This window comes from Variovorax soli NBRC 106424 (assembly GCF_001591385.1).
GTDB classification, from domain to species: domain Bacteria; phylum Pseudomonadota; class Gammaproteobacteria; order Burkholderiales; family Burkholderiaceae_C; genus Variovorax; species Variovorax soli.
In genome coordinates this window covers 118,956-131,229 of record NZ_BCUU01000003.1, presented here as the reverse complement: position 1 = coordinate 131,229, position 12,274 = coordinate 118,956, and the positions used below count along the sequence as shown (strand labels likewise).

The window sequence follows — 12,274 nt, the reverse complement described above, 5'->3', positions numbered from 1 at the left end:
CCCGCGGGCGACGAGCCGACGACGCCCGTGCCCCCGCCGCCCGCGCCCAAGCTGGCCTGCGCCGACCTGTCGGGCAAGACGATCGCGGCGGCGGACATCGGCCTGCCCACCGGCGGCGCCACCATCACCGAGGCCACGTCCATGGCGGCCGGCGCCGCGGGCAACCTATATGGCGACTACTGCAGGCTGCGCGGCACCATCGCGCCGGTGAACCCGGGATCGCCGGTGATCAACTTCGCGCTGAACCTGCCGGCCCAGTGGAACCGCAAGACCATCCACTTCGGCGGCGGCGGCTTCAACGGCACGCTGATCGACGGCACCGAGCCCATCCGCTTCGGCCCGGCCGGCAAGCCCGCGCCGCTGGCGCTGGGCTATGCCACCTACGGCAGCGACTCGGGCCACCAGGCGTCCAGCATCACCGACGGCAAGTTCGCGCGCGACGACGAGGCGCTGGCCAACTACGGCGGGCAGGCACTCAAGAAGACGCGCGACGTGGCGCAGCAGCTGGTGCAGCTGTTCTACGGCGAGAAGCCGGCACATGCCTGGTTCCTCGGCACCTCCACCGGCGGGCGCGACGGGCTGGCCTACATCCAGCGCTGGCCGCTGGACTACGACGGCCTCATCGCCAACGAGCCCGCGCTCAACTACAGCGGAACACGGCTGTCGAACGTCGCGCTGGGGCGAGCGCTCTACGACAACGGTGGCACGGGCTGGCTCAACCTGGCCAAGACGCTGCGCGTGCAACAGGCCGCGCTGGCCGCCTGCGACGCGCTGGACGGCGCCAAGGACGGCATCGTGAGCAATGTGGAGAGCTGCCGGCTGCTCAACACCCAGCTGCTGGACAGCCTGCGCTGCCCCGGCGGCGCGGACACGGGCAACACCTGCCTGTCGGATGCGCAACTGGCCACGGTGCGCGTGATCGAGTCGCCGCTGCAGCTGTCCTACCCGCTGGCGGGCGGCGTGCAGGTGGCCGGCGGCTACAACCTGCTGGAAGGCGCACTGGTGGCCGGCCCCTACACCACGCGCGACCTCGGCACGCGCCCGGTGCCGGGCAACCCGGCCACCTCGGCCGACGCCAACATGTACCTCACCGGCGACCAGTGGGTGAAGTACTTCATCACGCGCATCGACGGCTTCGACACGCTCGGCTTCGACCCCGCGGCGCCGGGCAGCTGGACGCCGCGCGTGCAGGAGGTGTCGGCCATGACCGATGCGCTGGACGCGAACCTCGCGCCCTTCTTCGGCAACGGCGGCCGGCTCATCTTGCTTCATGGCCTGGCCGACGAGGTGATCAGCCCCAACTCCACCATCGACTACTACAAGCGCCTCGTCGCCACCCTGGGCCAGGGCGCGGTGGATGCCCATGTGCGCTTCTACACCGTGCCGGGCATGGGCCACGGCACGGGCGTGTTCATTCCCAACTGGGACTCGCTGGCCGCGCTGGAAGCCTGGGTGGAGCAGGGCCTGGCGCCCGCCACCCCGGTGGCGGTGGATGCGGTGGCCGGCACCTACGGCCGCACGCGCCCCCTGTGCCAGTACCCCGCGTGGCCCAGGTACCGCGGCAGCGGCAGCATGGATGCGGCCGTCAACTACAGCTGCGTGACCGAGGTGGGCGACCCGCTGGCTTGCCCGAACCTGCCCGCCTCCGCGACCAACTACAAGGGCGGCAACACGCTGGGCGAGGAACTCACCGTGCGGATCGACCCAGCCACCATGGCCTACACCGTGACCATCGACGCTGCGGACCCGGCCCGGGTGGGCGCGCAGCGCAGCGGCACGCTGGTGGCGCAGGGCGCATGCAGCTATTCGAGCAGCGAAGGCGGCGCCGTGTTCACGCTGGCCTCGGGCGGCGTGCTGCATGGCGGCGTGGCGGCGCCCTCGGGCGGCAGCTTTGCGCCGCTGCTGGCCTTTGCCAACACCTGGAACAACGCGGCCACGCCCACCGTGTTCAATCCGGTGGCGGTCATCGCCAACGCGCTGGGCGTGCAGCAGGCGGGCACCGGCGGCACGCCGGTGGGCCAGTCGGCCGCCGTGCGCCTGCGCAATGCCGGCACCTTCCAGTACTGCCGCGACCCGGCCACCGGCGGCGCCATGCTCTACGACGCCACCTGCACGCAGACCGAGAAGGGCTACATCAGCTGGTCGGCCGCGCGCGGCGCCTTCGATGTCTTCAGCACCTCGCCCACCGGCAGCGCCGTCACCACCGGCGGAACGCTGTCGGGCTCGATGGTGATCGGCATGGCCGGCGCCAGCCCGGTGCACCTGCACCTGGTGCGCGACGGCGGCACGGTCGGCATGCGCATCCTGTCGGCGCAGCAGACCCTGGCGGCCGGCACGGCGGACGGCAGCTATGCCGTGAGCAGCGCGCGGGGCGACAGCCGCACCGCCACCGTGGCCGGCACCAGCTTCAACCTGGGCGGCGCGGCGGCCACACTGGCCTACGACACGCCCGTGCTGGGCATGGCGCAGGCCGATGCCGGCCGGCCGGGCCAGCTCATCTTCAATGGCGGGGTCCTGGCCTTCGTGTCCGGCGACACGGCGCAGCCCGCGCTGGAAATCGGAGTCAGACACTGATGATGCGCAAGACAGCGTTTCGCCTTTGCCGCCCCTCGACCGCCACGCGTGTGCTGCTGGCCCTGGGTGCTGCTTCCCTCGTGCCGCTGGATGCCATCGGCCGCACGGACGCCGCCCCTGCCGCGCGGCTCGACACGGCGCCCAGAAGTGCCACCTGTCCGAAGGAAGTGCCTGCGGGCACCCGCTGCTTCAGCGGCGCCGACGGCGCGGGCGCCTTCTACTGGATCGCCATCCCGCAAGGCTGGCAGCGCCAGCAAGGCGTGCTGGTCATGCATGCGCACGGCGGCCCCGAAACGGGCGCGCCCGACGCCAAGCGCAGCGAGGCCGACCTCAAGCGCTGGGCCATCACCGTGAAGGCCGGACATGCCTGGGCCGGCTCCACCTACCGCCGCGGCGGCTACGGTGTGACCCTGGCGGCCGAAGACACCGAGCGCCTGCGCCAGCTCTTCGTGCGGCACTTCGGCCAGCCGCGCCGCACGCTGCTGCACGGGCAGAGCTACGGCGGCGGCGTGGCGGCCAAGGCGGCCGAGATGTACGCACCCGCACCCGGCCGCCCCAGCCCTTACGACGGCGTGCTGCTCACCAGCGGCGTGCTGGGCGGCGGCAACAGCGCGTACGAATTCCGCCTGGACCTGCGCGCGGTCTACCAGGCCGTGTGCCAGAACCATCCGCGCGCGGACGAACCGCAATACCCGCTGTGGCAAGGCCTGCCCAAGGATTCGAAGCTCACGCGCGAGCAGCTCGCAGCGCGGGTGAAGGAATGCACCGGCGCCGGCCTGCCGCGCGAGCAGCGAAGCAGCCAGCAGAACGCGAACATGGCCACCATCCTCGGCGCGGTGAAGATCCCGGAACGCTCGCTGCAGGGCCATCTGAATTGGGCCACCTGGCTGTTCCAGGACCTGGTGCAGGAGCGCCTGGGCGGCCGCAATCCCTTCGGCAACACCGGCGTGTTCTATCCCGGCCAGGTGAACGGCCAGCCGCTGGACGCGCAGGTGCTGCGCTACAGCGCCGACCCGCAGGCCCAGGGCGCACTGGCGGCCGACAGCCGCACCACCGGCCGCACGCGCCTGCCCACGCTCACGCTGCATGCCATCGACGACCCCACGGCCTTCGTCGAACTCGAGAGCGTGTACCGGGCGCAGCGCGAAGCGGCCGGCACCGCCGACCAGCTGGTGCGGGTGTTCAGCAGCGAACGCGAGCACAGCTATTTGAGCGACACCGAATACGTGGCGCTGTTCGACCAGCTGCTCGGCTGGATCGACCAGGGCGCCAAGCCCACGCCGCAAAGCGTGGCTCTGCGCTGCGATACCCTGAAGGCCCGCTTTGACACAGACAGCAAGAACGGCTGCCACCTGCGCCCCGCCTGGCAGCCCGAGCGGCTGGAGTCGCGCGTGCCGGCCCGGCTGCCGCACTGATTCCATTTCTTTCTCTTTTGAATTGACGGAGACACCATGAACAAGAACCTCTTCGCCCTGGCCGCCGTGGCCACCGCCGCCATCGGCGTGCTGGGCACCACCGCCCACGCCCAGAACTACCCGGACGGCAAGCCCATCACCATCGTCGTGCCCTTTGCCGCAGGCGGCCCCACCGACCGCGTGGCCCGCGACCTGGCCGAGGCCCTGCGCAAGCCGCTGGACGGCGTGAGCATCGTCATCGACAACGCCGCCGGCGCCGGCTCCACCATCGGCAACGCCAAGGTGGCGCGCGCCAAGCCCGACGGCTACACCCTGCTGGTCACCCACGTGGGCATGGCCACCACCCCGGTGCTGTACCGCAAGCTCACCTACAACTACGAGACCGACTTCGAGTACTTGGGGCTGATCAACGACGTGCCCATGACGCTGATCGGCAAGCCGCAGCTCGAAGCCAACAACTTCAAGGAACTGCGCGAGTGGATTTCCAAGAGCGGCGGCAAGGTCAACCTGGGCAATGCCGGCATCGGCTCGGCTTCGCACCTGTGCGGCCTCTTGTTCCAGAGCGAGCTCAAGGCTGAAATGACAACGGTCCCGTACAAGGGCACGGCCCCGGCCATTGCCGACCTGATCGGCGGGCAGATCGACCTCCTGTGCGACCAGACCACCAACACCACGGGCCAGATCGAGGCCAAGAAGGTCAAGCCCTATGCGGTGACGACCCTGAAGCGGCTGAACACGCCGGTGCTGAAAGACATTCCGACGCTGGATGAGTCGGGGCTGAAGAACTTCCAGGTGACGATCTGGCACGGCATGTACGCGCCCAAGGGCACGCCCGCGCCGATCCTGAAGAAGCTCAACGATGCGCTGAAGGTGGCGCTGAAGGACCCGGACTTCATCAAGAAGCAGGAAGGCCTGGGCGCGGTGGTGGTGGCCGACAAGCGCGTGGAGCCGGCCGAGCACAAGAAGTTCGTGCAGGCGGAAGTGGCGCGCTTCGGGCCGGTCATCAAGGCGGCGGGCGTGTACGCCGACTGACGCTGGAGCGAACCTGGCTGAACAAGCCGCCGCGCCTCCAAGGCCCGGCGGCTTTTTCTTTGATCAGCGTGCTTGGCTCAGCTGGGCGCGACGCATCTCGCCTTGCCGAGTGAACATCCATCCCGGGTACTCGGGCGGCAGCGCACTGACCTTGTCGAGCGCAGCCAGCTCCTCGGTCGACAGATCCACCTTGCAGGCCGCCAGGTTGTCGTCCAGCTGCTCGATGCGCTTGGCGCCCACGATCACGCTGGTCACCGCCTTCTGGTGCAGCAGCCAGGCCAGCGCAATCTGCGCCACCGACACGCCTTTGCGCTCGGCGATGCCCCGCATCACCTCGACGCAGTCGTAGGCGCGATCCTTGTTCACCGGCGGAAAGTCGAACACCGCGCGCCGGCTGCCGGCCGAAGCAACTTCGGGCACATGGCGGCCGAACTTGCCCGACAGCAGGCCGCCGGCCAGCGGACTCCACACCATCAGGCCCAACTGCTCGCTCTGCAGCATGGGCACCAGCTCGCGCTCCAGGTCGCGGCTGGCGATGGTGTAGTAGGCCTGCAGCGATTCGAAGCGCGCCAGGCCCAGGCGCTCGGAAATGCCGAGGGCCTTCATGATCTGCCAGGCCGCCCAGTTGGACACGCCCACGTAGCGCACATGGCCCTGGCGCACCAGGTCGTCCATGGCGCGCACCGCTTCCTCGATGGGCGTGGCCGGGTCGAAGGCGTGGATCTGGTAGAGGTCGATGTGGTCCAGCTGCAGCCGGGCGAGGCTCGCCTTCACGCCATCCATGATGTGGTAGCGCGACATGCCGCGCGAATTGGCGGCCTTGGTGCCGGTCTCGCCATATACCTTGGTGGCCACCACCACGTTCTCGCGCGGCACCTTCAGGTTCTTCAGCGCCTGGCCGGTGATGCGCTCGGACAGGCCCGCCGAGTACATGTCGGCGGTGTCGATGAAGTTGATGCCCGCGTCCAGCGCGCGGCCGATCAAACGCTCGGCATCGGCTTGCTGGGTGGTGCCGATCTTTCCCCAGAACTCGCCTTCGCCGCCGAAGGTCATGGTGCCCAGGCACAGCTCGGAAACGAAGAGGCCGGTGCGGCCGAATTTTTTGAGACGCATGAATGGATTTCCTTGTGGTTGGGTGGAACGACAGGTTCTTCTCTTTCAGCCGCCGGCGGCATCCTGCCGCATGCGCCGCATGTCGCGCGAAGGCGGCGCGCCGAACTTGCGTGCGTATTCGCGCGAGAACTGCGAGGCGCTTTCGTAGCCGACGTGGTAGCCGGCGCTGGTCGCGTCGGCGCCGTCCACCAGCATGAGGCGCCGGGCCTCCTGCAGGCGCAGGTGCTTCTGGAACTGCAGCGGGCTCATGGCCGTCACCGAGCGGAAGTGCCGGTGCAGCGACGAGCCGCTCATGTGCACGCTCGCCGCCAGCTGCTCGATCTTGAGCGGCTCGCGGTAGTGCGCGCGCAACCAGGCGAGCACCTCGGCAATGCGCGGGCCCTGCCCGTCGGGCATGCCGATCTGCGCCAGGCGCCAGCCCTCGGGGCCGGTCAGCAGGCGGTAGAGGATCTCGCGCTCCACCAGCGGCGCGAGCGCGGTGATGTCCGGCGGCGTGTCGAGCAGGCGCACCAGCCGCAGCACGGCGTCGGTCAGCGCCAGCGTGGTCGGCGCGGTGTACAGGGCGCGGGCGCAGCCTGCGGCCGCCTTGCGCGCAGCAGCCGGTGCATGGTCGATGTCGCGCATCAGCGCCGCCACCTCGCCCGGCGAAAAGCTCAGTCGCACGCACAGGTAGGGCGCCTCGGGCGAGGCGTCCATCACCTGGCTGGAGATGGGCATTTCCTGTGAGACGACGAGGTAGTCCTCGGCGTCGTAGATGGTCACTTCATCGGCCAGCAGCACCCGCTTGCGGCCCTGCACCGGCAGGCACAGGGCGGGCTCGTGCAGCGTGTGCGTCAACGCGCTGCACGAGGTGATGCGAAGCAGCTTGAGCCGCCCGATGGCCGTGGGATGCACGCCATCGCCCGGCGTCAGGCGCTGGATGCATGCCGCCAGCTCGGCACGCCGCAGCAGGATCTGGGTCGCCCCGTCGCTGCCGGGCAGCGCAGTGGCTGGGGTGTCTTTGTGGGTCAGCATGCCGCCAGCGTAGCGCCGGGGTGGCGTTGCGAGTCGCTCATGCCGCGCACTGTGCACGAACGGGCAAGAACTTGCGCGGATCGGGCAGGAAGGAAGGGAGAGAAAGGGGGTCAGCCGCCGATCACCAGCACGAAGCGCCGGCCGTCCAGCCCCGTGCATTGCCCCTGGCCGCTGCCGAAGGACGTGGAGAAATAGCACTCGATGACCTTGCTGCCGTCGGGCGAGCGCAGCAGGGCATAGCCACCACCGCCGTAGCCCGTGCCGGTGGACACGCCCACGCCGCCGAAGCCGCCGCCCCAGCTGCCGCCGCCCACGCCGACGCCCAGGCTGATGGGCGGCGGATTCCTGAAGGTGCCGGTGTAGCGCACGCCGTCGATCACCGCCTCGGCCGTGCCAGAAGCCGAGTTGTAGCTGCCGGGGTGGGTGCGGCCGTTTTCGAGCAGCTGCATCTGGCCGGCGCAGCCGGCGAGCAACAGCGCGCCGGCCGCGAGGGCCGCGAGACGAGCAGATCTGCGAGAGAGGATTACCTTCAGTGGCATGGCCGCACTATCGCGCAATTGGCCGCGTTGACAAAGCGAAAGTAGTACGTCCCGCGAGCCCGGCTGGACCGGCCCCGCCCGCTCAAGGACAATGCCCCGGCCGCCCCGAACCGGAGCCACCATGCCCACAGCAGAACAACGCCTCAAGGCGCTCGGCCTCACCCTGCCGCAACCGGTCAAGCCGCCGCCGGGCGTGGTGCTGCCCTTCCAGTTCGTGCGGGTCCACGGCCATCGCGCCTTCGTCTCGGGCCATGGCCCCACCAACACGGATGGTGCCCTCGCCAGGCCGCTGGGCAAGGTGGGCCGCGATCTGGACGTGGCGCAGGGCGCGGCGGCGGCGCGCCTGGTCGGCCTGGCCGTGCTGGGCAGCCTGCAGCGCGCGCTGGGCAGCCTGGACCGCATCACGGCCTGGACGCGCGTGTTCGGCATGGTCAACTCGGCGCCGGGCTTCAACCTGCAGCCGGCCGTCATCAACGGTTTTTCCGACCTCATCCTGGAGGTCTTCGGCCCCGAGGTCGGCGCGCATGCGCGCAGCGCCGTCGGCATGGCCGAGCTGCCCTTCGACATTCCGGTCGAGATCGAGGCCGAAGTCGAAATCCACCCCTAGTGCCTGCTAGCAGGAGAGCGAACACATGATCGACCGCGACAAGATGCAGAAGCTGCTGGGGCCCCTCTTCCCCGGCCTGATGGGCGTGGCGCTGGAAGAGCTGAGCCCCGAGCGGGTGCTGGCCAGCATGGACGTGCGGCCCGACCTGTGCACCGCCGGCGGCATCCTGCACGGCGGCGCCTACATGGCGTTTGCCGACACGCTGGGCGCCGTGGGCACCGTGCTCAACCTGCCGCCGGGCAAGAAGACCACCACCACCGATTCCAGCACCAAGTTCATCGCCGGCGCCAAGGTGGGCACCACGGTGCGCGGCGAAAGCGTGGCGCTGCACCGCGGCCGCACCACGCAGGTGTGGCAGACCTCCATCCGCAATGCCGAGGGCAAGCTCTGCGCGGTGGTGACACAGACCCAGCTGATACTGGACTGACCCTGGGCTGACAGACCGCGGCCTTCGGCTTGCTGCATGGCGACAACGCCACACAAGCCGTCTTTATCCCGTCACCCGCGGCGGGCATGCTCGCACGGCCAGGGTCCCGCGTGGACAATGGTTGTGCTTCATATCTATGTCCACCACCGAACTCATCCTGATCCGCCACGGCGAAACCGACTGGAACCGTGAGCTGCGCTTTCAAGGCCACATCGACGTCCCCCTCAACGACATGGGCCACGAGCAGGCCCGCCGCCTGGGCTTGCGCATGGCGCGCGAGCAGGCGCAGCACCTGGTCTGCAGCGACCTGATGCGCTGCCAGCAGACGGCGGCCCCCACCGCCTTGCAGCTGTCGTTGCCCGTGGCGCTGGACGCGGCGCTGCGCGAGCAGCATTTCGGCGCGGTGGAGGGCATGCGGGCCGACGAGATCCAGGCGCAGCATCCGCGCGCCTGGGAAGACTGGCTCAAGTTCCAGGAGCACCACGCCATGCCCGACGGCGAGTCGGCGCGGCAGTTCCACACGCGCATCATCGCGGCGCTGGCGAAGATCGCACAGGCCCACCAGGGGCAGACGGTGCTGGTGTTCACCCACGGCGGCGCGCTGGACATGGTGTGGCGCACGGCGCGCGGCCTGGGCCTGAACGGCCCGCGCCAGAGCGAGATCCCCAACGCGGGCTTCAACCGCATCCGCATCGCCGACCCGGCATCGCCGGAGCACATCGAGATCGTCGATTGGGCCGACACGCGGCATCTGGCCGACCTGCCGGCCCAACCCACCTACGACCAGAAGCGCTATGTGGTGGGCAAGCCCAGCGCCGCGTAGACAGCGTTGGTTTGACGCGCCAGCCGGCGCGATTCGGGCTGGGTGTTGAGCTGGCGCTGCAGCAGGCCTTGGGCGCTGGCCAGCCGCGAAGGCTCGCCGCTCCTGACCAGCGCATCGAGATACAGCTGCTCGAACAGGTCGCGCTGCGCGTGGCTGCCGCCAATTTCCACCAGGCGCGGCAGCGCGGTGCCCAGGCCGTCGATGGCACCGGACCAGTCGCCGCGCGCATGCGCCAGCAGCCCGCGCGCAGCCGGCACGCACACCCGTTCCCACGCCGCGCGCACCGACGGTGGCGCATTCGGCGCAAAGGCTTCGATGTTGCGCCGCAGCTCGTCCGCCTGCGGCCTGTCGGCACGCGCCAGGCCGTAGAGGTACTGCAGGTCCAAAAAGGGCAGCACCTGGTCGTGCGTGCGCACGGCGAGCCAGTCGGCCAGCTCGCGCCAGCGGGCCTCGCCCACCTCGATGCCCGCCAGCTCCAGCCGCGCCAGCAGCGACACCGCGCCGATCTGGTCCTGCGAGTAGCCTTTTTCCACGCCCCACGCATGCTGGTCATACACCGCCAGCGCCTCTGCATCGCGCCCCAGGTCGATGAGAAAGAGCGCCACATGCCACCAGTTGTGGGTGAGCATGAAGGAGTTCAGGCCCGTCCAGCTGTCGCTCACGCCTTGCATGAAGTCCAGCCCTTCGGACAGGCGGCCTTCGGTCAGCATCACATGGGCCAGCGCATGGTGGGCCCAGGGTTCCTTGCGGCACATGCCGATGGCGCGGCGGGCGCTTTGCTCGGCCTCGCGCATCAGGTGGCATTGCTCGTAGCCGAAGGCGGCCATGCCGTGCAGGTAGGGCACGTCGGCGGCCGCGGGCAGCGCGGCCAGGGCCAGGCGCAGCATGCCCGGGCAGTCGCCGGTGTTGAAGGCGTGGTACTGGCCCAGCTTGAGCGAGGCGAGGTCGCGCGGATATTCGCTCGCCTGCTCCTGGTGCAGCGCGACGGCGCGGCCGATGTCGCCCTCGGCCCAGGCGCCGATGGCCGCGATGAAGCGCTGCTCGCGCGGCGTGGCGCGTGCAGCGCCCTGTTGCGCGCGGCGCAGGAAGGGCAGGGCGTTGGGCAGCGCATCGCGCGACTCGGCGAACAGGTGCAGCGCGGCGCAGTAGGCCTGCACGATGGGGCTGTCGTCCTCAGCGGCGCGCAGCACATGGACGGCCCGCGCCTCGCTGGCGATGAACCCTTCCACGAAGTCGTTGACGGCGCCGAGGCTGGCGCCGTCGATGAGGCTGAGCGTGTTGCCGAGGCTGTCTTGCATGCGGCCTATTCTGCCGCTGCCTGCGGCCAAAGGAGCACTAGACGCCCGCCTGCTGGTGCCGGAACTCCTGCGTCCGGCCGCCGTAGCCGTAGGCCGCCGCGCGGGCGTCGATGAGGTAGACGTAGGACACCTCGTGCAGGTCGGGCCGCAGCCGCGCCATGGCGTCGAACACCGCCTTGAGGTAGCGCGCCTTCTCGCCCTTGGTGTTGGTCTCGTCGGTGATGCTGATGTCCAGGTGGAAGGCCGACTTGCCCAGCTCCGCCAGCGTCTGTCCGCCGATGAACCACTGGTCCGCGGGGATGTACTGCACAGTGGCGGCAATCACGGGCAGCTGCTTGCCCAGGATTTCCTGCGTGAGTGTGTTGACCTGCTCGACCACCTGGCGGGTGAGCCTGGCATCGGGCTGGCCGGAGAGATGGATCACGACGTGGGGCATGGTGTGCTCGCTTTCTTTCTGGATGTCGATGGGGTGATTTTTGGCGCAATCCATCCAAAGGAAAAGCGGGAAGATATGATGCTTGTCATCTGAAAAACAGATGGATTGAAAGCCGATGCCAAACCTCGACCTCGACCAGGTGCGCACCTTTCTCTCGGTGCTCGAAGCCGGCAGCCTCACGGCCGCGGCGCCGCGCGTGTTCCTGTCGCAATCGGCGGTGAGCGAGCAGATGCGCAAGCTGGAGGAATGCGTCGGCCAGAGCCTGCTGGCGCGCAGCAAGGCCGGCGTGCAGCCCACTGCGGCGGGCGAGCGGCTGCGCGTGCATGGGCAGCGGCTGGTCGCGCTGGCCGACGAGGCGCTGCGCGACCTGCGCGGCGAGTCGCTGCAGGGCGAACTCCGGCTGGCGGTGACCGACTACTTCCGCCCTGGCGCGCTGGCGCGACTGCTGGCACGGCTGGCACAAAGCCATCCGCACATGCGCCTGAACGTCACCATCAGGAAAAGCAGCGAGGTGGAGGCCATGCACGCGCGCGGCGAGATCGACATCGGCCTGTCGATGCGCGTGGCCGACGCTGCGGCGCGGTCCTCCTTGCCCAAGCCGCTTCGCCGCGAGCCCCTGGCGTGGATGGCGGCGCCCGGCTGGCAGGCACAGCTGCGCGGCGAGCCCCTGCCGCTGCTCGTGCTGACCGACGGCTGCTCGCTGCGCCAGTTCACCGAGCAACTGCTTCAGAAGCGCCGCGTGAACTACCGGGTGGCGCATGTGGCATCCGGCGTGGCGGGGCTTCAGTCGGCGCTGGCCGCGGGGCTGGGCGTGGCTTGCCTGAACGAATCGGCGCTGGCCGAGGGTGTGGGCCTGCTTGCACCGCCCCATGGGCTGCCGGCGCTGCCGCGCGTGGACTTCCATCTGTTGGCGCCGCGGCGCGGCGAGGCCGAGCTGGTGACGCGGGTGCGGGAGCTACTGGCGCAGGAGCTGCGTTAAGGGGAGAGGCACAGGCC

Annotated in this window: 12 protein-coding genes; 7 read left to right on the top strand and 5 right to left on the bottom strand. The window is 69.7% G+C overall.

The window, feature by feature from the left end; genetic code table 11:
- The 3 genes from VSO01S_RS02130 to VSO01S_RS02120 all read left to right on the top strand — a co-directional run.
- Positions 1 to 2,574: tannase/feruloyl esterase family alpha/beta hydrolase (locus tag VSO01S_RS02130; protein ID WP_068640152.1), on the top strand; the 2,574-nt coding region annotated here is incomplete at its 5' end.
- Between the two features lie 2 nt (positions 2,575 to 2,576).
- Positions 2,577 to 3,989, top strand: coding sequence for a hypothetical protein (locus tag VSO01S_RS02125; RefSeq protein WP_084241629.1), 1,413 nt, complete (start codon positions 2,577 to 2,579; stop codon positions 3,987 to 3,989).
- A gap of 36 nt (positions 3,990 to 4,025) precedes the next feature.
- The gene (locus VSO01S_RS02120) at positions 4,026 to 5,021 is read left to right on the top strand and encodes a tripartite tricarboxylate transporter substrate-binding protein (protein ID WP_068640141.1); all 996 of its coding nucleotides are present in this window, start codon (positions 4,026 to 4,028) and stop codon (positions 5,019 to 5,021) included.
- A gap of 63 nt (positions 5,022 to 5,084) precedes the next feature.
- On the opposite strand, the gene VSO01S_RS02115 is transcribed toward VSO01S_RS02120, so the two are convergent.
- From VSO01S_RS02115 to VSO01S_RS02105, 3 genes are all read right to left on the bottom strand, one after another.
- A complete protein-coding gene (locus VSO01S_RS02115) occupies positions 5,085 to 6,134 on the bottom strand; it encodes an aldo/keto reductase (protein WP_068640140.1) in 1,050 nt (349 codons plus the stop codon).
- 45 nt (positions 6,135 to 6,179) lie between these two features.
- On the bottom strand, positions 6,180 to 7,148 hold the full coding sequence (locus VSO01S_RS02110; protein WP_084241627.1) for an AraC family transcriptional regulator: 969 nt from the start codon (positions 7,146 to 7,148) through the stop codon (positions 6,180 to 6,182).
- A gap of 110 nt (positions 7,149 to 7,258) precedes the next feature.
- Positions 7,259 to 7,687, bottom strand: coding sequence for a hypothetical protein (locus VSO01S_RS02105; protein WP_153305104.1), 429 nt, complete (start codon positions 7,685 to 7,687; stop codon positions 7,259 to 7,261).
- 121 nt (positions 7,688 to 7,808) lie between these two features.
- Here VSO01S_RS02105 and VSO01S_RS02100 point away from each other — a divergent pair, with 121 nt between their 5' ends.
- The 3 genes from VSO01S_RS02100 (at position 7,809) to VSO01S_RS02090 (ending at position 9,544) form a co-directional block, all read left to right on the top strand.
- Positions 7,809 to 8,294 carry a RidA family protein gene (locus VSO01S_RS02100; RefSeq protein WP_068640138.1) on the top strand — a complete coding sequence of 162 codons (486 nt, stop codon included), beginning with the start codon at positions 7,809 to 7,811 and terminating at the stop codon, positions 8,292 to 8,294.
- Between the two features lie 25 nt (positions 8,295 to 8,319).
- Complete coding sequence (locus VSO01S_RS02095; protein WP_068640137.1) at positions 8,320 to 8,721, top strand: PaaI family thioesterase; 402 nt, start codon at positions 8,320 to 8,322, stop codon at positions 8,719 to 8,721.
- Between the two features lie 136 nt (positions 8,722 to 8,857).
- On the top strand, positions 8,858 to 9,544 hold the full coding sequence (locus VSO01S_RS02090; RefSeq protein ID WP_068640136.1) for a histidine phosphatase family protein: 687 nt from the start codon (positions 8,858 to 8,860) through the stop codon (positions 9,542 to 9,544).
- On the opposite strand, the gene VSO01S_RS02085 is transcribed toward VSO01S_RS02090, so the two are convergent.
- Both VSO01S_RS02085 and VSO01S_RS02080 read right to left on the bottom strand, forming a co-directional pair.
- Entirely contained in the window at positions 9,514 to 10,842 is a 1,329-nt protein-coding gene (locus tag VSO01S_RS02085) for a tetratricopeptide repeat protein (protein WP_068640135.1), read from the bottom strand. The genes VSO01S_RS02090 and VSO01S_RS02085 overlap by 31 nt on opposite strands.
- Positions 10,843 to 10,879: 37 nt before the next feature.
- Positions 10,880 to 11,278, bottom strand: a complete 399-nt coding sequence (locus VSO01S_RS02080; RefSeq protein ID WP_068640149.1) for a tautomerase family protein — start codon at positions 11,276 to 11,278, stop codon at positions 10,880 to 10,882.
- Positions 11,279 to 11,393: 115 nt separating this feature from the next.
- Here VSO01S_RS02080 and VSO01S_RS02075 point away from each other — a divergent pair, with 115 nt between their 5' ends.
- Positions 11,394 to 12,257 (top strand): LysR substrate-binding domain-containing protein, encoded by an 864-nt coding sequence (locus tag VSO01S_RS02075; RefSeq protein ID WP_068640134.1) that lies wholly within the window; start codon positions 11,394 to 11,396, stop codon positions 12,255 to 12,257.
- Positions 12,258 to 12,274: the final 17 nt, after the last annotated feature.

Bases quoted from the DNA above. Each gene is read 5' to 3' on its own strand.
- VSO01S_RS02110 (WP_084241627.1), bottom strand. From the start codon at position 7,148: ATGCTGACCCACAAAGACACCCCAGCCACTGCGCTGCCCGGCAGCGAC.
- VSO01S_RS02085 (WP_068640135.1), bottom strand. From the start codon at position 10,842: ATGCAAGACAGCCTCGGCAACACGCTCAGCCTCATCGACGGCGCCAGC.
- VSO01S_RS02105 (WP_153305104.1), bottom strand. From the start codon at position 7,687: ATGCCACTGAAGGTAATCCTCTCTCGCAGATCTGCTCGTCTCGCGGCC.
- VSO01S_RS02080 (WP_068640149.1), bottom strand. From the start codon at position 11,278: ATGCCCCACGTCGTGATCCATCTCTCCGGCCAGCCCGATGCCAGGCTC.
- VSO01S_RS02100 (WP_068640138.1), top strand. From the start codon at position 7,809: ATGCCCACAGCAGAACAACGCCTCAAGGCGCTCGGCCTCACCCTGCCG.
- VSO01S_RS02115 (WP_068640140.1), bottom strand. From the start codon at position 6,134: ATGCGTCTCAAAAAATTCGGCCGCACCGGCCTCTTCGTTTCCGAGCTG.
- VSO01S_RS02120 (WP_068640141.1), top strand. From the start codon at position 4,026: ATGAACAAGAACCTCTTCGCCCTGGCCGCCGTGGCCACCGCCGCCATC.
- VSO01S_RS02125 (WP_084241629.1), top strand. From the start codon at position 2,577: ATGCGCAAGACAGCGTTTCGCCTTTGCCGCCCCTCGACCGCCACGCGT.
- VSO01S_RS02095 (WP_068640137.1), top strand. From the start codon at position 8,320: ATGATCGACCGCGACAAGATGCAGAAGCTGCTGGGGCCCCTCTTCCCC.
- VSO01S_RS02090 (WP_068640136.1), top strand. From the start codon at position 8,858: ATGTCCACCACCGAACTCATCCTGATCCGCCACGGCGAAACCGACTGG.
- VSO01S_RS02075 (WP_068640134.1), top strand. From the start codon at position 11,394: ATGCCAAACCTCGACCTCGACCAGGTGCGCACCTTTCTCTCGGTGCTC.